General features: G+C 61.7%; 19 protein-coding genes and 4 tRNA genes. 9 read left to right on the top strand and 14 right to left on the bottom strand.

The genetic code is table 11. The features are described from left to right. Positions 1–97: 97 nt before the first annotated feature. Positions 98–643, bottom strand: coding sequence for a TetR/AcrR family transcriptional regulator (locus HX807_RS30585; RefSeq protein ID WP_087695266.1), 546 nt, complete (start codon positions 641–643; stop codon positions 98–100). Between the two features lie 91 nt (positions 644–734). Between HX807_RS30585 and HX807_RS30580 the strand changes: the two genes are divergently transcribed. The 4 genes from HX807_RS30580 (at position 735) to HX807_RS30565 (ending at position 5,486) form a co-directional block, all read left to right on the top strand. Beyond that, positions 735–1,928, top strand: a complete 1,194-nt coding sequence (locus tag HX807_RS30580) for an MFS transporter (protein WP_003212382.1) — start codon at positions 735–737, stop codon at positions 1,926–1,928. Positions 1,929–1,969: 41 nt separating this feature from the next. Further along, complete coding sequence (locus HX807_RS30575) at positions 1,970–2,281, top strand: hypothetical protein (RefSeq protein ID WP_003212380.1); 312 nt, start codon at positions 1,970–1,972, stop codon at positions 2,279–2,281. Between the two features lie 106 nt (positions 2,282–2,387). Then, positions 2,388–3,542 (top strand): TDT family transporter, encoded by a 1,155-nt coding sequence (locus HX807_RS30570; RefSeq protein WP_008430443.1) that lies wholly within the window; start codon positions 2,388–2,390, stop codon positions 3,540–3,542. Between the two features lie 69 nt (positions 3,543–3,611). Then, complete coding sequence (locus HX807_RS30565; protein WP_003212372.1) at positions 3,612–5,486, top strand: MFS transporter; 1,875 nt, start codon at positions 3,612–3,614, stop codon at positions 5,484–5,486. A 102-nt stretch (positions 5,487–5,588) separates the two neighbouring features. Here the strand turns inward: HX807_RS30565 and sugE are convergent, their stop codons facing one another. The 3 genes from sugE to rdgC all read right to left on the bottom strand — a co-directional run bounded on the left by sugE (position 5,589) and on the right by rdgC (position 8,050). Next, on the bottom strand, positions 5,589–5,903 hold the full coding sequence (sugE, locus tag HX807_RS30560) for a quaternary ammonium compound efflux SMR transporter SugE (protein ID WP_003190128.1): 315 nt from the start codon (positions 5,901–5,903) through the stop codon (positions 5,589–5,591). A 105-nt stretch (positions 5,904–6,008) separates the two neighbouring features. Continuing rightward, positions 6,009–6,974 carry a bile acid:sodium symporter family protein gene (locus HX807_RS30555; RefSeq protein ID WP_003212369.1) on the bottom strand — a complete coding sequence of 322 codons (966 nt, stop codon included), beginning with the start codon at positions 6,972–6,974 and terminating at the stop codon, positions 6,009–6,011. A 155-nt stretch (positions 6,975–7,129) separates the two neighbouring features. Then, positions 7,130–8,050, bottom strand: a complete 921-nt coding sequence (gene rdgC / locus HX807_RS30550) for a recombination-associated protein RdgC (RefSeq protein WP_008430455.1) — start codon at positions 8,048–8,050, stop codon at positions 7,130–7,132. Between the two features lie 161 nt (positions 8,051–8,211). On the opposite strand from rdgC, the gene HX807_RS30545 reads away from it, so the two are divergent. Further along, positions 8,212–8,287, top strand: a tRNA-Val gene (locus HX807_RS30545). A gap of 19 nt (positions 8,288–8,306) precedes the next feature. Further along, positions 8,307–8,383, top strand: a tRNA-Asp gene (locus HX807_RS30540). 147 nt (positions 8,384–8,530) lie between these two features. Here HX807_RS30540 and HX807_RS30535 read toward each other — a convergent pair. The 3 genes from HX807_RS30535 to HX807_RS30525 form a co-directional block, all read right to left on the bottom strand. Then, a complete protein-coding gene (locus HX807_RS30535; RefSeq protein ID WP_087695264.1) occupies positions 8,531–10,954 on the bottom strand; it encodes a TonB-dependent siderophore receptor in 2,424 nt (807 codons plus the stop codon). 77 nt (positions 10,955–11,031) lie between these two features. Then, positions 11,032–12,012, bottom strand: coding sequence for a FecR family protein (locus tag HX807_RS30530; RefSeq protein ID WP_177010111.1), 981 nt, complete (start codon positions 12,010–12,012; stop codon positions 11,032–11,034). Between the two features lie 7 nt (positions 12,013–12,019). Continuing rightward, positions 12,020–12,538 (bottom strand): sigma-70 family RNA polymerase sigma factor, encoded by a 519-nt coding sequence (locus HX807_RS30525; protein WP_177052092.1) that lies wholly within the window; start codon positions 12,536–12,538, stop codon positions 12,020–12,022. A 200-nt stretch (positions 12,539–12,738) separates the two neighbouring features. Here HX807_RS30525 and HX807_RS30520 point away from each other — a divergent pair. Continuing rightward, positions 12,739–12,814: transfer RNA gene (locus HX807_RS30520), tRNA-Val, on the top strand. A 19-nt stretch (positions 12,815–12,833) separates the two neighbouring features. Next, positions 12,834–12,910, top strand: a tRNA-Asp gene (locus HX807_RS30515). Positions 12,911–12,989: 79 nt separating this feature from the next. Here HX807_RS30515 and HX807_RS30510 read toward each other — a convergent pair. Further along, positions 12,990–14,504 carry an MFS transporter gene (locus HX807_RS30510; RefSeq protein ID WP_177052090.1) on the bottom strand — a complete coding sequence of 505 codons (1,515 nt, stop codon included), beginning with the start codon at positions 14,502–14,504 and terminating at the stop codon, positions 12,990–12,992. A 105-nt stretch (positions 14,505–14,609) separates the two neighbouring features. On the opposite strand from HX807_RS30510, the gene HX807_RS30505 reads away from it, so the two are divergent. Further along, complete coding sequence (locus HX807_RS30505; protein WP_177052088.1) at positions 14,610–15,533, top strand: LysR family transcriptional regulator; 924 nt, start codon at positions 14,610–14,612, stop codon at positions 15,531–15,533. Here HX807_RS30505 and HX807_RS30500 read toward each other — a convergent pair. The 6 genes from HX807_RS30500 to kdpF all read right to left on the bottom strand — a co-directional run bounded on the left by HX807_RS30500 (position 15,493) and on the right by kdpF (position 23,630). Next, positions 15,493–16,185, bottom strand: a complete 693-nt coding sequence (locus HX807_RS30500; RefSeq protein WP_003219430.1) for a response regulator — start codon at positions 16,183–16,185, stop codon at positions 15,493–15,495. The genes HX807_RS30505 and HX807_RS30500 overlap by 41 nt on opposite strands. Beyond that, positions 16,182–18,833, bottom strand: coding sequence for a sensor histidine kinase KdpD (locus tag HX807_RS30495; protein WP_177052086.1), 2,652 nt, complete (start codon positions 18,831–18,833; stop codon positions 16,182–16,184). Before HX807_RS30495 ends, HX807_RS30500 begins: the two co-directional genes overlap by 4 nt. 129 nt (positions 18,834–18,962) lie before the next feature. Next, a complete protein-coding gene (gene kdpB, locus HX807_RS30490; RefSeq protein ID WP_177052084.1) occupies positions 18,963–21,035 on the bottom strand; it encodes a potassium-transporting ATPase subunit KdpB in 2,073 nt (690 codons plus the stop codon). 11 nt (positions 21,036–21,046) lie between these two features. Next, entirely contained in the window at positions 21,047–21,706 is a 660-nt protein-coding gene (gene kdpC / locus HX807_RS30485; RefSeq protein WP_177052082.1) for a K(+)-transporting ATPase subunit C, read from the bottom strand. A 10-nt stretch (positions 21,707–21,716) separates the two neighbouring features. After that, complete coding sequence (gene kdpA, locus HX807_RS30480) at positions 21,717–23,423, bottom strand: potassium-transporting ATPase subunit KdpA (RefSeq protein WP_177052080.1); 1,707 nt, start codon at positions 23,421–23,423, stop codon at positions 21,717–21,719. 108 nt (positions 23,424–23,531) lie between these two features. Then, the gene (gene kdpF, locus HX807_RS32090) at positions 23,532–23,630 is read right to left on the bottom strand and encodes a K(+)-transporting ATPase subunit F (protein ID WP_003219423.1); all 99 of its coding nucleotides are present in this window, start codon (positions 23,628–23,630) and stop codon (positions 23,532–23,534) included. Positions 23,631–24,147 lie beyond the last annotated feature (517 nt).

Genomic DNA, 24,147 nt, shown 5'->3' with positions numbered 1-24,147 from the left:
AGCCGCTGTAAGAGCGGAACCCATATCAGCAACAACCCAAATAACGGATATACACCCAAACCCAAACCCAAACCCAAACCCAAACCCACAAACCACCTTACGGCAGCAAAGCCAACTCAATCAGCTCATGCAGTTCTTCAACCTCAAGCGGCGCGGTAGAAAACAGATTACGAAAAACGGTGGGCGCAACGATCAAATTGATCAGCCGATCCACGCTGGGAAGTGTCCCGGCGTCGTCGGTGTACCGATCCAGGATCGTCTCCAACTGCCCGGTGAGAATCCCCACGCAATACCCCGGCGCCTGACTGCATTGCACATCACGCATCATCTCGCGGCCAAGGTCCGAGCTCATCTCATCACGGTATTGCTCGCCCCAGGCCCGCAGGTCTCCGCGCAGGCTGCCGGTATCAGCCGGCTCACTGTCCGGGCGCAGACGGGCCATCGCAACATCGGCCAGCAGCGCCGCCAAGTCACCCCAGCGCCGGTAGATGGTCGAAGGCGTCACTCCGGCGCGCGTGGCTATCTGCGGCACGGTCACGCTGGAACGGTCCTGCTCTTCGAGCAATTCACGCACCGCCGAATGCACTGATTCCTGGACCCGGGCACTACGGCCCCCCGGGCGGAGGCCTTCTTTTATCGCCATGCGTAAAACCTTAACACAAAGAATTTGCTTTAAGCGCCATCCGGTAGCACACTCCGCAAAAGCAAAATATTAGCTTTAGCGGAGCGTCCCCATGTCCAGCGTTACTTCTCATCGTTCCAGCCTGGTGTTTCTGGCGATCACCTTGCTGACGTTTCTCGCCGCCTCCAGCGCGCCGACCCCGTTGTACCACCTCTATCAAGAGGGCCTGCACTTTTCGGCGGCGATGTTGACCCTGGTATTTGGCATTTACGCCTTGAGCCTGCTGGCTGCATTGCTGACCGTGGGTTCACTGTCGGACCACCTGGGGCGCAAGCCGGTAATTTTTGCCGCGCTGCTCCTCGATATGCTGGCGATGCTGCTGTTTATCAATGCCGACAGCGTCGGCTGGCTGATTGCCGCCCGCACGGTACAAGGCTTTGCCACCGGCATGGCCACCGCCGTACTGGGCGCCGCATTGCTCGACACCGACCGCCAGCAAGGCCCGCTGATCAACAGCGTAGCGCCTTTGCTGGGCATGGCCTGCGGGGCCATGGGCTGCAGCCTGCTGGTGGAGTTCGCGCCGATGCCGACCACGTTGATTTACTGGACCCTGCTCGGGTTGATGATCCTGCAGGCATTGTACGTCTGGCGCCTGCCGGAGACAGTCAGCCGGATTCCGGGGGCCCTGGCCTCGCTATGGCCCACCTTGCATGTACCGCCCCAGGCCCGACGCGCCTTGTGGATCTCGTTGCCGGTAGACGTAGCCGTATGGGCCATGGGCGGTTTTTATCTGTCCCTGGCGCCCTCGCTGGTGCGGGCGGCGACCGGGTCCACCTCGAACCTGATCGGCGGCGGGCTGGTGGCGGTGTTGACGCTGAGCGGTGCGGTGATGATTTTCAGCCTGCGCAACCGCCCGGCGGACAAAGTCCTGCGGTTGGGCGCCGTGCTGCTGGCGGTGGGTGTTGCGCTGATCCTCACGGCCGTCCACAGCGCCAGCCTGCCGCTGTTCTTCATTGCCACGCTGATCGCCGGCGGTGGTTTTGGCTCGGGATTCCTCGGTGCGCTGCGCAGTGTTTTGCCGTTGGCCTTGCCCCATGAGCGGGCGGGCTTGATGTCGGCGTTCTATGTGCTGAGTTACCTGGCGTTCTGTGTGCCGTCGCTGTTGGCGGGCAACTTGACGCGCACCTTCGGTTTGATCGCCACCACCGACGGTTATGGCGTGGTGCTGATCGTATTGGCACTCGGCGCGTTGGTGGCGTTGCTAATGCAGGATTTGGCGAAGAGCAGGGCGACGGCGGGTAATTGATTCGGTAATAATTCGTCACCCTTACGCCTTGGGATTCACCCATGAAGATCATCCGCAGCAAAGAATTCACCGGCAGCCGCGCCTGGGAGGCGCTGGACATCGCCAATATGAACGGCATCACCACCCGTTTGCATTGGACCGACCAGCCGTATCGCTGGCACGTGAATGACGGCGAAGAGGTGTTCGTGGTGCTTGATGGCCAGGTGCAGATGCACTATCGCGAAAACGGCAGCGAACAGATGGCCTTGCTTCAGGTAGGCGACATCTTCTACGCCAGTGTCGGCACCGAGCATGTGGCCCATCCACAGGGCCCGGCACGGATTCTGGTGATTGAAACCGAAGGCAGCGTTTAATCACATATCTACGAAACAGATAACAGTTAGAGATATTACCCGTTATATAGATATTCGATTCGGTTCTACCATGGTCTCAACCTCATGCGAGGAAGAGGACTACACCATGACTTGCCCGAATACGCTTCACAGCAGCTTGAAACCCTTCAGTCACCTGACCCGTCCCCGGGAAGTGATTCGCCAGTTCACCCCCAACTGGTTTGCCGCCACCATGGGCACCGGGGTGCTGGCGTTGGCGCTGGCGCAATTGCCGGTCAACCTGGCGGGGCTGCACGCCGTGGCCGAAGGGCTGTGGCTGTTTACCATCGGCCTGTTTGTGCTGTTCAGCGTGCTGTATGCGGCGCGCTGGGTGATGTTTTTCCACGAGGCCCGGCGCATTTTCGGGCACTCCACGGTGTCGATGTTCTTCGGCACCATCCCCATGGGCCTGGCGACCATTATCAACGGCTTCCTGCTGTTCGGCGTGCCGCGCTGGGGGGATGGCGTGGTGCAACTGGCCGAGGTGCTGTGGTGGCTCGACGTCGCGATGGCCCTGGCCTGCGGGGTGCTGATCCCGTTCATGATGTTCACCCGTCAGGAACACAGCATCGACCAGATGACTGCCGTGTGGCTGTTGCCGGTGGTGGCCGCGGAAGTCGCCGCCGCCAGCGGTGGCCTGCTGGCGCCGCACCTGGCCGACGCCCATTCGCAACTGGTGATGCTGGTGACCAGCTACGTGCTGTGGGCGTTCTCCCTGCCGGTGGCGTTCAGCATCCTGACCATCCTGATGCTGCGCATGGCCCTGCATAAACTGCCACACGCCAATATGGCCGCGTCGAGCTGGCTGGCTCTAGGTCCCATCGGCACCGGTGCCCTGGGCATGCTGGTACTGGGCGGTGATGCACCTGCCATCTTTGCCGCCAACGGTCTGCCCGGCGTCGGTGAGATGGCCAACGGCATCGGCCTGGTCGCAGGCATCACCCTGTGGGGCTTCGGCTTGTGGTGGATGCTGATCGCGGTGCTGATCACCCTGCGTTACCTGCGGGCCGGTATCCCGTTCAACCTTGGCTGGTGGGGCTTCACCTTCCCGTTGGGCGTGTACTCGCTGGCCACGCTGAAACTGGCGAGCACCTTGCACCTGGGTTTTTTCAGCATCGTTGGTTGCGTGTTGGTGGCGGCGCTGGCGCTGATGTGGCTGATTGTCGCCAAGCGCACGGTGCAGGGCGCCTATAAAGGCGAGCTTTTTGTATCGCCGTGCATTGCAGGACTAGCGAATAAGTAAGCAGGATTAGGTAAAGTCGTGGCCTGGAAATACCAATAACAGCCTTCAGGCCACGCAGGAACACGGACGATGAGCCACCCCTCGCAATTCACTTTGCTGCGCAAACGGCGTTTCCTGCCGTTCTTCATTACCCAGTCCCTTGGTGCGTTCAACGACAATATATTCAAGCAGTCGTTGATCCTGGCGATTCTCTACAAGCTGACCATCGAGGGCGACCGCTCGATCTGGGTCAATCTCTGCGCGTTGCTGTTTATCCTGCCGTTCTTCCTGTTCTCGGCCCTGGCCGGGCAATTTGGCGAGAAGTTCAACAAGGACGCGCTGATCCGGGTGATCAAGATCGGCGAGATCGTGATCATGTCCGTGGGCGCGGTGGGTTTCATGTTCAACCACCTGGAGCTGATGCTGCTGGCGCTGTTTGCCATGGGCACGCACTCGGCGCTGTTCGGGCCGGTGAAATACTCGATCATGCCCCAGGCCCTGCACGAAGATGAGCTGGTGGGCGGCAATGGCCTGGTGGAAATGGGCACGTTCCTCGCGATCCTCGCGGGCACCATTGGCGCCGGGATCATGATGTCGTCCACCCATTACGCGCCGGTGGTCTCGACGGCCATCGTCGGCATTGCGGTGCTGGGCTACCTGGCCAGCCGCAGCATTCCGCGCGCGGCGGCGTCCAGCCCCGAGATGCGCCTGAACTGGAATATCTTCAGTCAGTCCTGGGCCACCTTGAAGCTCGGCCTGGGGCAGACACCGGCGGTGTCGCGCTCGATTGTCGGCAACTCGTGGTTCTGGTTTGTCGGCGCGATCTACCTGACGCAAATCCCGGCCTACGCCAAGGAATGGATGTACGGCGACGAGACTGTGGTAACGCTGATCCTCACGGTGTTCTCGGTGGGCATCGCACTGGGTTCGATGCTGTGCGAAAAGCTCTCCGGGCGCAAAGTCGAGATCGGCCTGGTGCCGTTCGGCTCGTTCGGTTTGACCGTGTTCGGCCTGCTGCTGTGGTGGCATTCCGGCGGCTTCCCGCAGAACGTCCAGGCCAACGACTGGATCGCCGTGCTGAGTTACGGCCAGGCGTGGTGGGTGTTGTTCGATATCCTCGGCCTTGGCGTATTCGGCGGCTTCTATATCGTGCCGCTGTACGCGTTGATTCAGTCGCGTACCGCCGAGAACGAGCGGGCGCGGGTGATCGCGGCCAACAACATTCTCAATGCGCTGTTCATGGTGGTCTCGGCGATCGTCTCGATCCTGCTGCTGAGCGTGGCCAAGCTGTCGATTCCCGAGCTGTTCCTGGTGGTGTCGCTGCTGAACATCGCGGTCAACACCTACATCTTCAAGATCGTGCCCGAGTTCACCATGCGTTTCATGATCTGGCTGCTCAGCCATTCCATGTACCGCGTCGAGCACAAGAACCTCGAGCTGATCCCGGACGAGGGCGCGGCGTTGCTGGTGTGCAATCACGTGTCGTTTGTCGATGCGCTGTTGATTGCCGGTTCGGTGCGTCGGCCGATTCGTTTTGTCATGTACTACAAGATCTACAACCTGCCGGTTTTGAACTTTATCTTCCGCACTGCCGGGGCGATTCCGATTGCCGGGCGGCATGAGGACATCCAGATCTACGAAAAGGCCTTCCAGCGGATTGCCCACTACCTTAAGGACGGCGAGCTGGTGTGCATCTTCCCGGAAGGAAAATTGACCTCCGATGGCGAGATGAACGAGTTCCGAAGCGGCGTGACGCGGATTCTTGGAGAGACGCCGGTGCCGGTGATTCCGATGGCGTTGCAGGGGTTGTGGGGGAGTTTTTTCAGTCGCGATCCGAACAAGGGATTCTTCCACCGGATCTGGTCGCGAGTGACCCTGGTGGCCGGCGCGCCGGTAACGGTGGAGGCGGCGACGCCCGAGGCGTTGCATGGGGTGGTGGGGGAATTGCGCGGGAGTGTCAGGTAGTTTTTTGGTGTATTTGAGGGCCTCTTCGCGAGCAAGCCCGCTCCCACACTTGGAATGCATTCCAAATGTGGGAGCGGGCTTGCTCGCGAAGGCGGTAGTGGCCTAAGCGCTGATCTTGAGCCCAATAAGCCCGCAGATAATCAACGCCACACTGGCCAGTCGAAACAGCGCCATGGACTCCCCGAACAGGATAATCCCGGCAATCACCGTGCCCACTGCACCGACACCGGTCCAGATGGCATAGGCGGTACCCAGCGGCAGTTCCTTCATGGCCAACCCCAGCAACCCGAGGCTGACGGCCATGGCGGCAATCGTCAGGGCCGTGGGCAGTGGCTTGCTGAAACCGTCGGTGTATTTCAGTCCGACGGCCCAGCCGACTTCAAACAGTCCGGCAAAAAACAGAATGATCCAGGACATGATGACCTCCCTTCTTAGGTGGGGTCGTCCCCGGATTAAGCGCTTGATTGCGTCGCAGGGTCGTCCCCGCGAAGCCCGGTAGATTGCCGAATATTGATCAGGTGATCAAGTTTCGGACTTGCCCGCCAACAATTCGCGGTCTTCCTTTTCGCTCATCCGCCGGAAGTACGTAGCCAGGAGTGCCCCGGAAATATTGTGCCAGACGCTGAACAGCGCACTCGGCACCGCCGCCAGCGGCGAGAAATGCGCACTTGCCAGTGCGGCGCCCAAGCCGGAGTTCTGCATGCCCACTTCCAGCGACAGGGATTTGCGTTGTGCCAGCGGCAGCCCGAACACACGGCCGGTGAAATAGCCCAGCAGGAAGCCAAAGGTGTTATGCAGGATCACCACCGCCATGATCAGCAGGCCCGACTCGGCAATCTTCGCCTGGCTGGCCGCCACCACGGCGGCGACAATCGCCACGATGCTGACCACCGACACCAGCGGCAACACCTCGACCGCATGCCGTACCCGGGCGCCCAGCAAGCGCTGCGCCACCACGCCCAACACGATCGGCAGCAGTACCACTTGCAGGATCGACCAGAACAACTCCATGAACGACACCGGCAACCAGGCCGAGGCCAGCAGCCAGATCAGCGCGGGCGTCAGCAGCGGAGCGAGGAGGGTGGTGACGGCTGCAATGGCCACCGACAGGGCCAGGTCGCCTCGGGCCAGCCAGGTCATGACGTTGGACGACGTGCCGCTCGGGCAGCAGCCGACGAGGATCACACCGACGGCAATTTCCGGTGGCAGGTGAAAGACCTGGCACAGCAGCCAGGCCACGCCGGGCATGATCACGAAATGCGCGACCACACCCAATGCCACGCGCCACGGATGGCGCGCGACTTCAGCGAAATCTTCAAGTTTGAGGGTCAGCCCCATGCCGAACATTACCAGGCCCAACAGCGGCACGATGGCGCCTTTGAGGCCGAGAAACCAGGCGGGTTGCAGGAACGCAACCACGGCAAAAATCAGCACCCAGTAGGCGAAGGTATTGCCGACGAAACGGCTCAAGGCGGCGAGTGCACGCATGGGGTTGGTCCTTGTTATTCGATTTTGGAAGTGCGCATGCGATCAAATGTGGGAGCGGGCTTGCTCGCGAATGCGGTGTGTCAGCCAGGAAGATATCAACTGAAAGGACGCATTCGCGAGCAAGCCCGCTCCCACATTTTGATCTTCACAAGGCTTTAGATACCTTGTGGGGTTTCTTCGCCACCCAGTGCCTCAACCAACGCCGGCAGGAAGTCGCCAAACGTCAGCATCATCAGGGTAAAGCTGGCGTCCTGCTGGCCCAGTGCTTCGTCGCCGCCGTCCTGTTCCGCCTGATCCTGCAGCAGGTCTTCGAACTTCAGGCGCTTGACGGTCATTTTGTCGTCCAGCATGAAGGACAGCTTGTCCTGCCAGGCCAGGGACAATTGGGTCACGACTTTGCCGGTGGTCAGGTGCAGCTGGATCTCTTCGCCGGTCAGGTCCTGGCGTTTGCAGCGCACGATGCCGCCGTCTTCGTGGGTGTCGCGCAGTTCGCATTCGTCGAGGACGAAGAAGTCATCGGCCGGTTTCTGGGTGGTGACCCAGTCGGTCATGATGGCGGTTGGCGCGGTTTTCACGGTCAGCGGACGTACTGGCAGGGTGCCGATCACTTCACGCAGGGTGGACAGCAGGTCTTCGGCACGTTTCGGGCTGGCGGAGTTCACCAGGATCAGGCCTTGTTTCGGCGCGATGGCGGCGAAGGTCGACGAGCGACGGATGAACGCGCGCGGCAGGAAGGCCTGGATGATTTCATCCTTGATCTGGTCGCGTTCCTTTTTGTAGACCTTGCGCATTTGCTCGGCTTCGATCTCTTCGACCTTTTCCTTCACCGCATCACGCACCACGCTACCCGGCAGGATACGTTCTTCCTTGCGCGCAGCGATCAGCAGGAAATCACCGCTGACGTGTACCAGGGGCGCGTCTTCGCCTTTACCGAAAGGGGCGACGAAACCGTAAGTGGTCAACTCCTGGCTTGCACAAGGGCGCGCCAGTTTGGTGGCCAGTGCAGTTTCCAACGCCTCGGCATCAACAGGCAGATCTTGGGTCAGGCGATAGATAAGCAGGTTTTTGAACCACATGGGGTGAGTCTCTCCTTATATACAAAGGGGGGCATTATTCTCCTCATGGCGTCATAGGCCAACCCTCGCTAAGCCATTGGAAGGCCTGAAAAAAATTATTTAAGAAAGTGCTTGCCAGACTATGGGTCGCTCCGTAGAATGCGCGCCACACCGAAAGTGAAGGGTGATTAGCTCAGCTGGGAGAGCGTCTGCCTTACAAGCAGAATGTCGGCGGTTCGATCCCGTCATCACCCACCATTCGCTTTATGTGTTACGCGCAGCGGTAGTTCAGTCGGTTAGAATACCGGCCTGTCACGCCGGGGGTCGCGGGTTCGAGTCCCGTCCGCTGCGCCATATTCGGTCACCTGGAACGCTGAACGCCAGGTACCACAGGAAGCCCGCTCATTGAGCGGGCTTTTTGCTGTCTGGGGTTTGCTAAAACCATCAGTCAGAAAAACGCCCCCGATCATGTACCGTGATCGGGGGCGTTTTTGATTGGGTTCAGAAATCCCAGCGGGTGGTGACCATAAAGTTGCGCGGCTCACCATAAGCGGCGGAGTTATAGAAGCCGATGTTGGTGTAGTAGGACTTGTCGAAGATGTTGTTGACGTTCAGCGTCGCCGACACGTTCTTGGTGATCTGGTAACGGGTCATCAAGTCCACCAGCCAGTACGCCTCCTGGGAGAACTCTTCATAACCGCCATGGGGGGTGTTGTAGATGTCCTGCCAGCCCACGCTTTGCCAGCGCACGCCACCGCCGACGGTCAGCTTGTCCAGGTCGCCTTTGAGCTTATAAGTGGTGTACAGCTTGACCTGGTCTTCGGGCTCGAACGTGGAAATCTTCTGGTCCTGGTCGTCACGCACCACCTTGTGGGTGTAGCCGGCCTGAATCTGCCAGCCCGGGCTCAACTCGCCGGACACTTCAAGCTCGTAGCCCTTGGTGACGGCCTTGGTGCCTTTGTAGGCATAGTTCTGCGGTGTAGGTTTCAGGTTGTTGTAGTCGTCGTCGGAAACGGCGCGGTTGTTTTCATGGACCTCGAAGTACGCTGCGCTGGCGTTCAGGCGTCCGTCGAAGAAATCAGCCTTCATGCCCAGCTCGTAGTTTTGGCCTTCGTCCGGCTCAAGCAACTGGTTTTGCCGGTCGCGGTTGTAGTTCTCCTGGGGCATGAAGATATCGGTGTAGCTGGCGTAGACCGAGTAGGTTTCATCCAGGTCATACACCACGCCGACATACGGTACGAAGCGTCCGGTCTCGCGGTAGGACGGGTTATTGCCGGTCAGGTGGTAATTGACCACGCGGCCACCGAGCAGCAGCTTCAGGTCATCGGCCAGGTTCAGGCGTGTGGTCATGTAGGCGCCGGTCTGGCGAATGGTGTCGTCGATGTATTGCTGCGGCGCGCCCCAGTAAGGTTGGGGGGCGTGGCCGTGCCAGTTATTGAAGTCGACGAGGTTGGGGGCGAGGTTCCAGTAGCCCTTGCCGTTCCAGTCCGAAATGCCGATGGAGCCGCCCACCACCAGTTCATGCTCACGGCCGCCCAGGCTGAAGGGGCCGCTTGCGTACAGGTCGGCGGAGTCGCTGACGGTTTCCCCGGTGTATTTTTGCGAAGTGACATGTGCGGTGCCGTCTGCACGGGGCTCGTCACCCTGAATCGAAGCCATCAGTGCATGGTAGCCGTTGATCTTGTGGTCCAGTTGCAGTTTGGTCACCCAGCCGTTGCCGAGGTCATGTTCAAGCATGGCGAAGGCGGTACGGGTGTATTGCTCCCAACTGCTCCAGTTGGCCGCGTTGTTGAACGAGCGCTTTACGCTATTGCGATCGCCATTGGCGTTGATCAGCGGAAAACTGCCGGACCAGCTCGAGGCGGTGGGCAGGCTGTCCTGATAGTCGCCGCCCACGGTCAGCATCGTGTCGGGGGACAGGTCGAATTCCATGATGCCGTAGTACACCGGGCTTTTGCGCGAGTAACGGTCCATGAACGAGCGCTTGTCCTGATACGCCGCGACGGCCCGGCCACGGACGTTGCCGCTTTCGGTCATCGGGCCGCTGACGTCCAGTTCGCTGCGGTAGTTGTCCCAGGAGCCCGCGCCGAGGCTGGCATGGCCCTGGAAGTCAGCCGTGGGTTTCTTGCGCACCAGGTTGATCGTGGCACCCAATGAGCCGGCACCCGTGAGCAGGCCGGTGGCGCCTTTAAGCACTTCGACCCGATCATAGATCGCCATGTCGCTCAGGGTATTGCCCGCCGAATAGGCGACGTTGCGCGCGGTGGAAGGAATGCCGTCGTACTGGAAGTTGTTGATGGAGAATCCGCGGGCGTAATAGTTGGTGCGGTCGGTGTCGAAGGCCGACACGGTGATGCCCGGGGTGTGGCGCATCACGTCGTCGACGTTGTTCAGGCCGAAGTCATCCATGTGTTTGCGGGTGACGACGGTCACCGATTGCGGGGTTTCCTTGGGGGTCAGCACCAGCCGCGTCGCAGTCGCGATGCTGCCTGGAGTGTAGGAATCAGTCCCTTCAGTAACGTTGCCCAACTGGTTGGAGCTGACCTGGGTCGGGCCTAGTTCCATGGCGTCGGTGGCGGCAGGGTCAGCTTCGAGCGCGTACACCTGATCACCTTTGATCACGCGGTAGCCGCTGCCCTGTAACAGCCTGTCGAACCCTGCGTCCACGCTATAAGTGCCTTTCAGCCCCGGCCCATTCAGCCCCTGCAGGTTCTGGGACTGGAACACGATAGCCACGCCCGCTTGCTGGGCGAACTGGTTAAGTGTGGCGCCCAGCGGCCCGGCAGGTATGTCGTAGGCTTGGGCCGCAACGTTTACCGTGTCGGCCTGGGCCAGATGGGTATTGAGCAGCGTCGTTGCGAGCAGTGTGAGGGTCAGCGGCGCGCTGCTCAGCAGGCGTCTGCGGGGTTTGGAAGGGAGCGGCATGACGATGGCAGTCCTTTAGTTATCGATATACCTTCCTTGACGGGTAGCTTTAAACAAAGCGGAAACAATTTGGATAATTATTTTTTGCTCTCGGTATCCGGGCTGACAATTATCAGCCACGGCGTAAAGGTTTTCAGCGTGATCGGCAGGGTTTGAGCCAGCATCTGCAAGGTGCGGTCGGTGTCATCCAGGGGAAGTACGGCCGAGACCTTGAGACTGGCCAGTGCGGCGCGATCAAACTGCAAGCGGCCCGAACGGTGACGGGCGATCTCATCCAGCACTTCCGGCAACGGTCGGTTATCCACCACCAGTTGATGGCGGCGCCAGGCCCCATTGATGCTCGCCGTATCGATGCTGCCCGAGAGCCGCACGGCATCTTTGCTGAGTCGCGCCTGCGAGCCCGCATCAACTTCCAGTGTCTGCTGCCCGTTCGCGCTTTTTGCCGCCACGCGGGATTCGAGCATGCTCAGCACCGTAACGTCATCCTCGCGCCTGACCACAAATCGCGTACCCAGGGCGCGCAGGGTGCCTTGGGCGGTCTGCACCACAAATGGCCGTTCGCCATCGTGGGCCACTTCCACCAGGATCTCGCCTTGCAGCAATTCGATGCGGCGCTGCCGGCTGTCGAAATGCAGATTCGCCGCACTGATGCCGTTCAGGGTCAGCGTCGAGCCGTCCGCCAGCCGCAGGGTTTTCCATTCGCCGGGGCCGTTGTGCACATCGGCCATCCATTGTTGTGGATAAGGACTGTAGAGCAGCGCCATGGCGGGAAGGCCCAGGCTGCAGGCCAGTACCAGCGCGCGGACGTAGTTTTTGCGCGCCTTCCCATGCCGGGGAAAGGCCGCACTCAAGGCCGCCCGGGCCGGCGCCTTTTGCCCGCGCAGGGCCTGCATCCGCGCAATCACATCTTCCATGCGCGCTGCTGATGCGGCGTGTTGCGGGCCTTGCTGCTTCCAGCGCTCGAACGCCTGGCGCTGGGCCTCGGTCAATTCACCTTCGTGCAGGCGAATCATCCATTCGGCGGCTTGTTCATCGATCTGTTGGCGAGAGTCGGGCATGCGCGGCTCAGATATCCACGCTGTGGCTGCAATGCAGCAGGGCCTGGATCAGGTATTTGCGTACCGTACGTTCCGACAGCTTCAGTTGTCGGGCGATTTGCTGCTGGGTCAGGTCTTCGAGGTAATACAGCACAAACGCCTGACGCACATTGTCGTGCATGCCTTCCAGCATGAAGGCAATGTGCTCGAGGGCTTCCAGGGTGGTGTGGATCTGTTCGGGCGACTGGAAACCTTCCAGGGTTTTCACCGTCAGCATCAATTCCTGAAGGTAGGCGTGCTCAATCTGCTTGCGCCGTGCCTGGTCGATGATCAGCCGCCTGGCGGTGGTACTTAAATAGGCGCGGGGTTCGCGGATGGCGGTCACCGACTCGCGGGCGTGCAGAATCCGCGCGAAGGTGTCCTGCGCCACGTCGGCGGCGTTATGGGTACAGCCCAGTTTTCGGCGCAACCAAGTGAACAGCCAGCCGTGATGCTCGCTGTACAGCTCGGTAATCTCCCGTTGGAACGGCGGTTCACCCACAGACATAAGGCCCGGTCCAGGTGTTATTGAGAATAATTGTTAATTGTGGGGCCAAGGCTTGGGTAAACGCAATAGACTCGCGTTTGCACCCAAAGCGCCGGTTTGCGGGGTGCGCGGGGTCGAAGACAAAATATTTTAAATAAATTGCATTTAAATCATGACATTACGGAAAAATGCTATAGAATGCGCCCCACACCGAAAGTGAAGGGTGATTAGCTCAGCTGGGAGAGCGTCTGCCTTACAAGCAGAATGTCGGCGGTTCGATCCCGTCATCACCCACCATTCGCTTTATGTGTTACGCGCAGCGGTAGTTCAGTCGGTTAGAATACCGGCCTGTCACGCCGGGGGTCGCGGGTTCGAGTCCCGTCCGCTGCGCCATATTCAGGTCACCTGGAACGCTGAACGCCAGGTACCACAGGAAGCCCGCTCATTGAGCGGGCTTTTTTGTGCCTGGGATTCAGCTCAACGATTGAATGCCCGGTTCGGTTTGCACGGGTGCGATGCTGTTTCGCCCCATGAAGGCCAGGACCACCAACGCCGTCAGCACGGTGAATCCCGCGAGCAGTTGCAGCAAGGTGTTGAACCCCGCGATGTAGGCGCTGCGCAGTGCTTCCAGCGGAAGGGCGGCCGAGGCCAGTTGCACGTTGCCCATGACCAGGCCTTGGGCAATCACTGACACGTCGGCCCCTGCGCGACCCTTCAGGTGATGTGCCACCAATGCGCCCAATACCGCCATCGTGATCGCCAGCGCCACGCCTTCACTGGCCACGCGGGTGGTGTTGAAAATCCCCGCCGCCATTCCCGCGCGCTCCTTGGGCACCACGCTGATCGCCAAACCATCCATCAAACCCCACGGCAGCCCGGTGCCTATCCCGATGACCAGCATTGCGGCGATGGTCTGCGCAGGCTGGTTGGCCAGGCTTAATCCCCACAGGCCCACCGCCGCGATCAGCAAGCCAATGGCACACAACAGTCCTGCTGAGAGCCAGCGGGTCAGCGATGCGGCAATCATCGGCACCACCAGCATCGGTGCCGATAACGCGAGCATCATCAAACCCGCGTCCAGCGCGCTGGCGCCTTCCACACCGATAAACCGCAGGGGCAGCAACACGATCAGCACGATGTAGCAGTAACAGGTACCGATCGGCAGGAGCTGCACGCCAATAAAACGCGGGAAGCGAAACAGCCGCAGCTCCAGCATCGGTTGGCTGGAGCGGTTTTCGACGAGGACAAACGCCAGCAAAAACACCGCCGCCGCGATCAGCAGGGCATCAACCAGCGGCGACGTCCAGCCGTGCTCCGGCGCGAGGATCACCGCCGTGGTCAGGGCCACCAGCATCGCGGAAAACGTCAGTACACCAGCGGTGTCCAGCCGCAGCGCTTGCGGGTCGCGGCTTTCACGCATTTTGGGCGCGGCAAACAGCAGCGAAATACCGGCCAATAATGCAGTGCCGAGAAAAATCGAGCGCCAGCCCCAGTGCTCGATCAGCACCCCCGACAGCAATGGCCCAAACGCCAGGCCTGCACCGAATGTGGTGCCCAGCAAGCTGAAGGCGCGGGTACGGGCGTGCCCGTCGAACTCCTGGGCCAGCGCCGCACAGCCACTGGCCAATGCCGTAGCCGCCGCGACGCCCTGCACGCCACGCAACACATCCAGCCAGAAAATCCCCGGTGCCACTGCCAGCAGCAAGGAGACCACGGTAAACAGCGCCATGCCCCACAAGAAAAGACGCTTTCTCCCATAGAGGTCGGCGAGGGTGCCGGCGGCCATCAACAGGCTGCCGAAACTCAGCATGAACGCGTTGGTGATCCACGCCAGTTGGCTGGGCTGGGCGGCAAATGCCTGGCCGATAAAGGGCGTGGCGACGGCGCCGCCGGTAAAGCTCATGGGCAATACCAAGGCGGCCAGGCAAATGGCCGCCAGGATGGAATATCGGCCATGGGCGGGCGCAGATTCGGTTGTCGTGTTCATAGGGGCATTCCCGCGAGTTTGAAGATTAAAAGACTCTAATCAGGATGCAATCACGGATAAACGGGCTTACATTCCGTTCATAACGGACTGGATGGATGCAATGACGTGACCGATAACTTGAGCGGCGTGATCGCCTTCGTGAAAACGGCAGAGGCCCTGAGCTTCACCGGCGCGGCCCGGGCGATGGGGATTTCCGCTTCGGCGGTGGGCAAGAATGTCGCCAAGCTTGAGGCGTCACTGAATGTGCGGCTGTTGCACCGCAGTACGCGCAAGGTCAGCCTCACCGCCGAAGGCCAATTGTTCTACGAGCGCAGTCGGAAAATTCTCGACGACCTGCAAGACGCCCGCGCCATGCTTTCCCATGCGATGCAGGCACCCCGGGGCAAACTGCGGGTCAGCCTGCCCACCATCGGTTATCGCTTTCTCTTTCCGCACATGATGGCGTTCCGCAAAGCCTACCCCGAGATCGAACTGGAGCTGGATTTCAACGACCATCTGGTGGACGTGATCGAGGAGGGCTTCGACGTGGTCATCCGCAGCGGTGGCCTGGCGGATTCGACCCTGATGGCCCGCAAGCTGGGGCCGTTCAGGTTTGTGCTGTGTGCATCGCCCCAATACCTACGAGCCAACGGCCGGCCAGAATCCCTGAGCGAACTTGAGCATCACCCGTGCTTGCGTTACCGCTTCGCCACCACCGGCAAAATCATGGACTGGACCTTGTCCGCCAACCCGGCCATCACCCAATTGCGCCTGCCCACCGCGCTGACCCTGAACAACATGGAGGCCATGCTCCGGGCCGCGATGGACGGCCATGGGATTGCCTACGTGCCGGACTTCCTGGCGCGCGAAGCCCTCGCCCAGGGCCAGCTGGAAACCGTGCTCGACGGCCATTCCGATGACCAGGGCCAGTTCTGGGCCCTGTGGCCGTCCAGCCGGCACCTCTCGCCGAAAATTCGCGTGTTTGTCGACTTCGCCGCCGCGCACCTGTTCACAAGCCCACCAGTCGGTAGCCCACCTGCAACTCGGTGATGAAGTACTGCGGCTGGGCCGGGTCCGCCTCCAGCTTCTGCCGCAGGTGCGCCATGTGCACCCGCAGGTAGTGGGCGCGGTCCACGTAATCCAGGCCCCACACCTCGAGCAATAACTGCCGATGGGTCAGCACCCGGCTCTGCCCGCGAATCATCGCGCACAGCAGGCGGTATTCGATGGGCGTCAGGTGCACCGGCAGGCCTTGGCGCCACACTTCATGGGTCGCCAGGTCCACCTCGATATCGCCAAACGCCACCTTGCTGGTGGCCGCCACGGTGCCGGTCTGCCCATGACGGCGTAGTTGCGCACGGATGCGCGCGAGCAACTCGGGTACGCCGAAGGGTTTGGTCAGGTAGTCATCGGCGCCGGCGTCCAGGGCGGCGACTTTTTCCTCTTCGCGATCCCGTGCCGACAACACCAGGATCGGCACCGCCAACCATCCCCGCAGCTCGCTGATCAGCTGTTTGCCGTCGCCGTCCGGCAGGCCGAGGTCGACGATCACCAGGTCCGGCTGACGGCTGGAAGCGTGGATCAACGCGCGTTTGACGCTGTCGGCCTCGAACACCTGGAAGCCCTCATCCTGCAGGGCGATGCCGACAAAACGGCGGATGTTGGCCTCGTCTTCAACAATCAGAATGCGTGCAGTGCTCATAGGGCGTCCATTGGGGGCGGGGTGCCCGCCGGTAAAGTGATGACGAAATGCATGCCGCGCTCGCTGCCGGGTCTGGCTTCGATGCGCCCGCCGTGGGCTTCGACGATGCGCTTGGCCAGGGCCAGGCCCAGGCCGATTCCGGCGACCGAGGATTCCTGCTGGCCACGGGCAAACGGTTCGAACAGATTGGCCGGCGCGCTGCCCGGGCCGGTGTCGCTGACTTCCAGCAGGATGCTGTCGGAAACGGAACGGGCGGTAACGGTGATGACCGTGCCAGGCGGGGTGTATTTGGCGGCGTTGTCCAGCAGGTTGACCAGCACCCGTTCGATCAGCAGCGCGTCGACTTCCACCAGCGGTAATTGCGGGTCCAGCGTCGTGTTCACCACATGCCGGGCCAGTGGTTCACGCAACTGGCGCAGGGCGCTGCCGACGATCTCTTCCAGCAAATGCCATTGCCGGTTGAGTCGCACACCGCGCTCCTGCATGCGGGCCATGTCCAGCAAGTTTTCGATCAAGCGTTGCATCGAAGTCGCCTGCTCATGAATACCGTGCAGCAACGCGGTCAGCGGCCCCGGCGGCGCATGGGGCAGGGCGGTGTCGGCGGCGCCGATCAGTGTGGTCAGGGGAGTGCGCAGGTCGTGGGAAATCGCCGCGAGCAAGGTGTTGCGCATTTTCTCGCCTTCCATCTGCACCATCGTGCTTTGCGCCACTTCGACGAAGTGCACGCGCTCCAGGGCAATTGCCAATTGGCTCATGCAGGCTTCCAGCAGGCGGCGCTCTTCGGGCTCGTTGAGGCGTTCGCTTTGCGCCAGTTCCAGCACCAGCACACCGCGCACGCGCATCGGCGCCTTGAGCGGCAGGTAGCAGCCCTTGGCGGCGGACAAGGTGTCGGTGCCCTGGCCGGCGGACTGGCCGTGGTCGTAGGTCCATTGGGCGATGCTGTCGTCGATCGGCAGCCCACCTGCGCCCACGCTGTGCACGCCGTCGGCGGCGTCCGGCAAGGCCAGGCCGACCCGTGCCTCGAACACGCCGCTGAAAGTGCGCAGCGCCACTTCGCTGATCTGCTCCACGGTCAACGCGGCCGACAGGTCCCGGGCCAGGCGTGCCAGTGATGTGGCGCGGCGTTCTCGCGCGGCGGCGGTGCGCGCTTCGTGGCGCAGGCGTGCGGTGAGCTGCCCGGTGATCAGGGCGATGCCGAGCATCAGCGCGAAGGTGAAGAAATACTGTGTGTCGTTGACGGTAAACGAGTAGCGCGGCTGGACGAAAAAGAAGTCGAAACACAGCACCGCGAGCATCGCTGCCCACACGCCGGGGCCGCGTCCAAACCGCAGGGCCACCAGCACCACCGTGAGCAGGAACAGCATCACCACGTTGGCCAGGTCGAACACCTGCAGCAGCAGCGCGGCGATGGCGCTGGCGGTGAAACAGGCGAGTGTGGACCAGAGGTAGGCCAGGGTTCTGCCGGGCGCTGGCGTAGGTTTTTCAATGGCAGGAACAGTGCCAGGCAACACGCCATGGGCGATCACGATCTGGTCGATCTGCGGATGGTGCCGGCTGATCCGGTCGCTCACCGACTGATGCCAGAACCGCCATGCCCGGCGCGGGTGATGGCCGAGCACCAGGCGATTGGCGTTGTGTTCCCGGGCACAGGCGGCCAGTGCTTCGGCGACGTCCATGCCCGGTAGCGTAGCGGTGTCGGCGCCGAATTCGCTGGCCAGCGCCAGGGTTTTCATCGCCGTGAGATAACGCTTGGCGCCGCGGCCCTGGGCTGCGGCGACGTGCACCACGATCCAGTCCGCCTCGAGCTTTTGCGCCAGGCGCGCGGCTTCTCGCACCAGGCGTTCATCACCGGCGTCACCGGCCACGCCTACCAGCAATCGCTCGCGGGCGGGCCACAGGGTCTTGATCGACTGTTCGCGACGGTACACGCGCATCTGCGTGTCGACCCGGTCGGCCGTGCGGCGCAGGGCCAGTTCCCGCAGGGCGAGCAGGTTGCCCTTGCGGAAAAAGTGCCGCGACGCACGTTCGGCCTGAGGGCCCAGGTACACCTTGCCGTCCTTCAAGCGTTGCAGCAGATCATCCGGCGGCAGGTCCACGACGACCACTTCGTGGGCATTGTCGAACACGTGGTCCGGTACGGTTTCCCGCACGCGAATGCCGATGATCCCACTCACCAGATCGTTAAGGCTTTCCAGGTGCTGGACGTTGAGGGTGGTCCACACGTCGATGCCGGCGCTGAGCAGTTCTTCCACGTCTTGCCAGCGTTTCGGGTGGCGCGAGCCGGGCACGTTGCTGTGGGCCAGTTCATCCACCAGCAGCACGGCGGGATGGCGTTGCAGGGCGGCGTCGAGGTCGAATTCGGTGAGGGTGAAATCGTGATGCAGGCGGTGGGCGCGGGGCAGTTGTTCGAGGCCGTTGAGCAGGTTGGCGGTTTCCTGGCGGCCGTGGGTTTCCACCACGCCGGCGAGTACGTCGCGCCCCAGGCTGAGTTCCCGTTGCGCCGCATCGAGCATGGCGCAGGTCTTGCCCACCCCGGCGTTGGAGCCGAAGTAGATACGCAGTTTGCCGCGCAAGGCGGCCTGTTCTTCCTGCTGGACCCGGGCGAGGAGGGCGTCGGGGTCGGGGCGTTCTTCGTTTAATGCGGGCATGTCATTCCTGGTCAATGCGGTTCAATGGTGGGAGCGGGCTTGCTCGCGAAAGCGGTGTGTCAGTGACAGTCGAGTTGGCTGACACTCCGTATTCGCGAGCAAGCCCGCTCCCACATTGGGTTTGCGGTGCTACACGAGACCCAGCCCGGTCAGCACCAGATCAATCAGCTTGATCCCGGCAAACGGCACCAGCACCCCGCCCAGGCCATAGATCAGCAGGTTGCGATTGAGCAATGCCGCCGCGCCAATCGCCCGGTACGTCACGCCGCGCAGGGCCAACGGAATCAGCGCCACGATGATCAACGCGTTGAAAATCACCGCACTGAGGATCGCCGAGTTGGGGCTGGTCAGGTGCATCACGTTCAGCGCGCCGAGCTGCGGATAGGTCGCGACAAACGCGGCCGGGATGATCGCGAAATATTTCGCCACGTCATTCGCCACGCTGAAGGTGGTCAGTGCGCCACGGGTCATCAGCATCTGCTTGCCCACCTCGACCACTTCGATCAGCTTGGTCGGGTTGCTGTCGAGGTCGACCATGTTGCCGGCCTCTTTCGCTGCCTGGGTGCCGCTGTTCATCGCCACCGCCACGTCGGCCTGGGCCAGTGCCGGGGCGTCGTTGGTGCCGTCGCCGGTCATGGCCACGAGCTTGCCCTGGGCCTGGTAGTCGCGGATCAGCTGCAGCTTGTCTTCCGGGCGCGCCTCGGCGAGGAAGTCATCCACGCCGGCTTCCACCGCAATCGCGGCGGCGGTCAGGCGGTTGTCGCCGGTGATCATCACGGTCTTGATGCCCATGCGCCGCAATTCGGCGAAGCGCTCCTTGATGCCGCCCTTGACCACGTCCTTGAGCTCCACCACGCCGAGTGCCTTGGCCCCGTCCGAGACCACCAGCGGAGTGCTGCCGCGTCGCGATACTTCGTCGACCTTGGCCTGCAATGCAGCCGGAAAGCTCCCGCCGAGTGCTTCGATATGACTGCGGATCGCATCTGCTGCACCCTTGCGAATACCGCGGCCTTCGGGCAGGTCGACGCCGCTCATGCGGGTCTGTGCAGTGAAGTGCACAAAGCTTGCGCCGAGGGCGTTGATGTCCCGCGCGCGGATGTCGAACTTCTGCTTGGCCAGCACCACGATGCTGCGGCCTTCCGGGGTTTCGTCGGCCAGGGACGCCAGTTGCGCCGCGTCGGCCAGTTCAGCTTCCTTGACCCCCGGTGCCGGCAGGAAACTGCTGGCCTGGCGATTGCCCAACGTGATGGTGCCGGTCTTGTCCAACAGCAACACGTCGATGTCACCCGCCGCCTCAACGGCGCGGCCGGAAGTGGCGATCACATTCGCCGACATCATGCGGCTCATGCCCGCCACGCCGATGGCCGAGAGCAGGCCGCCGATGGTGGTGGGAATCAGGCACACCAGCAACGCCACCAGCACCGTGGCGCTGATCACGTTGCCACTGCCACTCATGGCCACGGCGAAGATCGAGTACGGGCTCAGCGTGGCGATCACCAGCAGGAACAACAGGGTCAGGCCCACCAGCAAAATTGTCAGGGCGACTTCGTTGGGCGTTTTCTGACGCTTGGCGGATTCGACCATCGAGATCATGCGGTCGAGGAACGACTCGCCCGGGTTGACGCTGATGCGCACCACCAGCCAGTCCGACAGCACCCGCGTGCCGCCGGTGACCGAGGAAAAGTCGCCGCCGGCCTCGCGAATCACCGGTGCCGATTCGCCGGTGATTGCGCTTTCATCCACCGAGGCCACGCCTTCGATCACCACGCCGTCCAGCGGCACCAGGTCGCCGGCTTCGATCAACACCACCTGGTCTTTGCGCAACAGCGTGGCTTCGGTCGGCAGCCATGGGGCGCCGTGTTTGGGTTGTTGCAGCAACTTGGCCAGGGTCTGGCGCTTCATCCCGCGCAGGCTGGCGGCCTGGGCACGGCTGCGGCCTTCGGCCAGGGCCTCGGCAAAGTTGGCGAACAGCACGGTAAACCACAGCCACAAACAGATGCTGAGGATAAAGCCGCTGGGCGCTTCACCCTGGCCACCCAAGGACTGGAACCACAGCAGCGTGGTGAGGAGGCTGCCCAGGTACACGACGAACATCACCGGGTTTTTCCACTGCGCCTGGGGCAGCAGTTTCTTGAACGCATTCCCGCAGGCGGTGAGCACGATGGCGCGATCAAACAGAGGTAAACGAGCATTCTTGATCATGGGGGAATCTCTTACTCACTGGCCGCAATGGGGGGCTGGCGCAGAGGCAGACGGGCGTCCAGCGCGAGGTTGAGTTGCAGCACATTGACTCGTGGTTCGCCGAGCAAACCGAGGGTGCGGGCAGCGGTGTTTTCGTTCACCAGTTGCAGCAGTTCGGCTTCGGGGATCTGTCGCAGGCGGGCGACCCGGGCCAGCTGGATGCGTGCGTTGGCCACGGAGATATGCGGGTCCAGGCCGGAGGCGGAAGCGGTGACCGCATCCACCGGCACCTGGGCCTCGGCGGCGAGGCCGTTGTCCTGGCGGTAGGCTTTAACCCGGGCCGCGACCTGGTCCACCAGTTTCTGGCTGGTAGGGCCCAGGTTGCTGGCGCCGCTGGAACCGGCGTTGTACGGCTGGGAGACACTTTTGCTCGGGTCTTGCGGGTCGGCACCGAGGGTCATGCTCGGGCGGCCGTGGAAGTAGCCGGGCCTGGTGAAGTCCTGGCCGATCAACGCCGAGCCGATCACCAATCCGTCGCGTTCAATCAGCGAGCCCTGGGCCTGGAACGGGAACAGCAACTGCGCGGCAAAGGTGGTGAAGACCGGGTAGGCGAGGCCGGTCAGCGCCATGAAAAACACTGCCGAAACCAGCACCGGGCGCAACAGCCCTTTGAATATCGATTGAGTCGTCATCAACGTGTCCTTAGTTGTACGTCTGGCCGGACAGCAACTGCAGTTGCTCCACCAGCGGACCGAGCGCGAGCGCCGGCAGGAAAGTCAGGCCGCCCACCACCAGCACCACAAACACCACCAGCACCATGAACAGCGGGGTTGCGGTAGGGATGGTGCCGGCGCCGGCAGGCACGGTCTTTTTCATCGCCAGGGAACCGGCCACGGCGAGCATCGGCAGCATGGTGAAGAAGCGCCCGACCAGCATCGCCAGGCCAATGGTGGTGTTGAAGAACGGCGTATTGGCGTTCAGCCCGGCGAACGCCGAACCGTTGTTGGCGGTGCCCGAGGTGTAGGCGTAGAGCACCTCGCTGAAACCGTGGGGGCCGAGGTTATTCAGGCTGGCCATGGTGTCGGGCCACAGGGCGGCGAGGGCGGTGAAACCGAGGATGCTGATGGGGTGCGCGAGCACCGAGAGCATCACCAGTTTTATCTCCCGAGCCTCGATCTTCTTGCCGAGGAATTCCGGGCTGCGGCCGATCATCATGCCCACCAGGAACACCGTCAGCAGCGCGTACTGGATCAGGTTGATAAAGCCCACGCCGTCGCCGCCGAACACGCAGTTGAGCATCATCTGCGCCAGGGGCACGAAGCCGCCCATGGGGGTCAATGAGTCATGCATCGCGTTGACCGAACCGGTGGTGGCCGCGGTGGTGGTGGCGATAAACAGGCTACTGTCGGCGATGCCGAAACGCAGTTCCTTGCCTTCCATATTGCCGCCGCTTTGTTCGATGGACAGCGCCTGGTTGGCACCGGCCTGGGTCAGCAGCGGGTTGCCGTTTTGCTCGGCGCCGTACACCAGCGCGAGAAAGCCTAAGAACATCACCAGGAAGGTGCCGAAAAACACCCAGCCCTGACGGCGTTGGAGCAGCATGCTGCCGAAGGTGTAGGTCAGCGCCGACGGGATCAGCAACATGCTGAGGATGTGCAGGGCGTTGGTCAGCGGGGTCGGGTTTTCGAACGGGTGCGCGGCGTTCATGCTGAAGAAGCCGCCGCCGTTGGTGCCGATATGCTTGATCGATTCAAAGCTCGCCACGGCGCCGACAATCAGTTGTTGCTGCGCGCCTTCCAGGGTGGTGGCCAGGGCTTGGGAGGAAAAGGTCTGCGGCATGCCTTGCCACACATACACCAGGGCCATGCCCACGCACAGCGGCAGCATCACGCGGTACAGGGTGCGAGTGAAGTCGACCCAGAAGTTGCCGATATCCGCCGAGCTTGAGCGGCTCAAGCCACGGATAAAGCCCGCAGCGGCGACCACGCCCGAGGTGGCGCCGACGAACATCAGGAAGGTGATTACTGCCATCTGGCTGAAGTTCGACAGGCTGGTTTCGCCCGAGTACGCCTGCCAGTTGGTGTTGGTGATAAAGGAAGCGGCGGTATTGAACGCCAGGTCCGGGGTTTGTGCGGCCAGCCCGAGCGGGTTGATCGGCATGACGGCCTGTAACCGCAGGATGAGATAGCCGAGCAGCATCATCGCGGCGTTCGACAGCAACAGGGCCGAACCGTAGCGGGCCCAGCTCATGGTTTCCAGCGGGTCGATGCCCAGCAGGCGATAGGTATAACGTTCCGGCAGGGCGTGGCGGGTTCCGGTAAACACCCGGGTCAGCCACTTGCCCATCAGCACGGCGAGCCCGGTCATCAACCCCAGGACCAGCGCAAATTCCAGCAAAGTGCTTAGCATGTCGAGGCTCCGTTCAAATCTTGCCCATGGCGACAATGGCCATGGTTGTCGCGGCGAAAAACACCAGGGAGAGGCCTACAAAAATCATGTCGTACATGGTGGGGCTCCCTAGAACTTTTCGGCGCGAATGAGGGCGTAGCCCAGATAAGCGAACAGCCCGACGGCGCATAGGCCGCTGGCGATATAGATGAACTTGAGTGTGAGCACGGTGGAACTCCCCTGATTAATAAGCCGCGATTGCGGACGCGGGGAGGTTAAGAGGTTGGGTATCAAGTTCGGGCACTGATTGCGGGTTTGGGCATTAAGACGGTGTATAGAGGGCGGTGGGGTGGGCGAACGGAAAAAAGGGATAACCCGGGGGCGGGGTATCCCTTGAAGCACTGGGGTTTTGCTGCTTTTGATGATCAGCTTATTTGGCTTTCTTTTTCTTTGATTCGCGGGTGGCGAGTTGTTCGAAGCAAAACGCGGCGGCGCCGAACAGGGCGATCATTGAGAGGACGATCATGCCTAACGTTGAACTTTCCACGATGACTTCCTGCGGGGGTTATTGGGGTGGAGGTCACAGTAGTGGAGGGGGGATTAGTTGCTCAATAGAGACGACTTAAACGTTACGGCTGGGGGTGAATCTATACGGGTTCTTTACGTTGATGTTGGGTGTATATCCGTTTTTTAGGTAACGGCTACTTATGGTTTCGCTCTTACAGCGAGTCACTTTGCAAAAGCG

This window comes from Pseudomonas sp. D8002, from assembly GCF_013385695.1.
Classification (GTDB): domain Bacteria; phylum Pseudomonadota; class Gammaproteobacteria; order Pseudomonadales; family Pseudomonadaceae; genus Aquipseudomonas.
The sequence above is the reverse complement of the archived record's forward strand: the minus strand, read 5'-3'. Positions and strand labels throughout refer to the sequence as shown.

Excerpts from the sequence above, each read along its gene's own strand:
- HX807_RS30585 (WP_087695266.1), bottom strand. The coding sequence starts at position 643 with ATGGCGATAAAAGAAGGCCTCCGCCCGGGGGGCCGTAGTGCCCGGGTC.
- HX807_RS30580 (WP_003212382.1), top strand. The coding sequence starts at position 735 with ATGTCCAGCGTTACTTCTCATCGTTCCAGCCTGGTGTTTCTGGCGATC.
- HX807_RS30575 (WP_003212380.1), top strand. The coding sequence starts at position 1,970 with ATGAAGATCATCCGCAGCAAAGAATTCACCGGCAGCCGCGCCTGGGAG.
- HX807_RS30570 (WP_008430443.1), top strand. The coding sequence starts at position 2,388 with ATGACTTGCCCGAATACGCTTCACAGCAGCTTGAAACCCTTCAGTCAC.
- HX807_RS30565 (WP_003212372.1), top strand. The coding sequence starts at position 3,612 with ATGAGCCACCCCTCGCAATTCACTTTGCTGCGCAAACGGCGTTTCCTG.
- sugE (WP_003190128.1), bottom strand. The coding sequence starts at position 5,903 with ATGTCCTGGATCATTCTGTTTTTTGCCGGACTGTTTGAAGTCGGCTGG.
- HX807_RS30555 (WP_003212369.1), bottom strand. The coding sequence starts at position 6,974 with ATGCGTGCACTCGCCGCCTTGAGCCGTTTCGTCGGCAATACCTTCGCC.
- rdgC (WP_008430455.1), bottom strand. The coding sequence starts at position 8,050 with ATGTGGTTCAAAAACCTGCTTATCTATCGCCTGACCCAAGATCTGCCT.
- HX807_RS30535 (WP_087695264.1), bottom strand. The coding sequence starts at position 10,954 with ATGCCGCTCCCTTCCAAACCCCGCAGACGCCTGCTGAGCAGCGCGCCG.
- HX807_RS30530 (WP_177010111.1), bottom strand. The coding sequence starts at position 12,012 with ATGCCCGACTCTCGCCAACAGATCGATGAACAAGCCGCCGAATGGATG.
- HX807_RS30525 (WP_177052092.1), bottom strand. The coding sequence starts at position 12,538 with ATGTCTGTGGGTGAACCGCCGTTCCAACGGGAGATTACCGAGCTGTAC.
- HX807_RS30510 (WP_177052090.1), bottom strand. The coding sequence starts at position 14,504 with ATGAACACGACAACCGAATCTGCGCCCGCCCATGGCCGATATTCCATC.
- HX807_RS30500 (WP_003219430.1), bottom strand. The coding sequence starts at position 16,185 with ATGAGCACTGCACGCATTCTGATTGTTGAAGACGAGGCCAACATCCGC.
- HX807_RS30495 (WP_177052086.1), bottom strand. The coding sequence starts at position 18,833 with ATGCCCGCATTAAACGAAGAACGCCCCGACCCCGACGCCCTCCTCGCC.
- kdpB (WP_177052084.1), bottom strand. The coding sequence starts at position 21,035 with ATGATCAAGAATGCTCGTTTACCTCTGTTTGATCGCGCCATCGTGCTC.
- kdpC (WP_177052082.1), bottom strand. The coding sequence starts at position 21,706 with ATGACGACTCAATCGATATTCAAAGGGCTGTTGCGCCCGGTGCTGGTT.
- kdpA (WP_177052080.1), bottom strand. The coding sequence starts at position 23,423 with ATGCTAAGCACTTTGCTGGAATTTGCGCTGGTCCTGGGGTTGATGACC.